This window comes from Streptococcus sp. 2741, from assembly GCF_013276315.1.
In the GTDB taxonomy this organism is placed as follows: domain Bacteria; phylum Bacillota; class Bacilli; order Lactobacillales; family Streptococcaceae; genus Streptococcus; species Streptococcus pseudopneumoniae.
Genome location: NZ_VMKU01000092.1, coordinates 1 through 627, shown reverse-complemented (window position 1 = coordinate 627; position 627 = coordinate 1). Strand labels below are relative to the sequence as shown.

1 pseudogene is annotated in these 627 nt (G+C 39.4%); it reads left to right on the top strand.

Going from position 1 to position 627, the window contains the following annotated elements:
* Nucleotides 1–7: 7 nt before the first annotated feature.
* Nucleotides 8–627: pseudogene (locus HT671_RS08825) on the top strand (winged helix-turn-helix domain-containing protein); the annotation flags it as partial.

Here is a 627-nt window from a genome sequence, read left to right as displayed (position 1 = left end):
TAGTAATATGAAATCAACTAAAGAAGAAATCCAAGCTATCAAAACACTTTTAAAAGACTCTAGTACAGCTAAATATCATAAACGCCTTCAAATCGTTCTATTTCGTCTGATGGGTAAATCTTATAAAGAGATTATAGAGTTTTTAGACTGTAATCAAACAACGATTTGGCCAACTGTAAAAAAATATGAGGAGTTCGGACGCGATTCTCTCCTTCAAGAAATACGTGGTGGTCGTAACCATGCACATATGACAATTGAGGAAGAGAAAGCCTTTCTTGCCCGTCATTTGAAGGCTGCAGAGGCAGGAGAATTTGTTACAATTGATGCCTTATTTCAGGCTTATACAAAGGAGTTAGGTCCTTCCTACACACGTGATGTCTTTTATCAACTCTTGAAGCACCATGGTTGGCGAAATATTAGGCCACGTCCAGAACATCCCAAGAAAGTAGACTCTCAAACCATTGTCGCGTCTAAAAATAAAATCTCAATTCAAGAAGCTCAGAAAGCGCTTTAAAACCAGTAGGCATTTTCGTAAGGTTCGCTTGATGTACCAAGATGAGGCTGGTTTCGGTAGAATCAGTAAACTGGGATCTTGTTGGGCTCCAATAGGAGTAGGTCCACATGTCC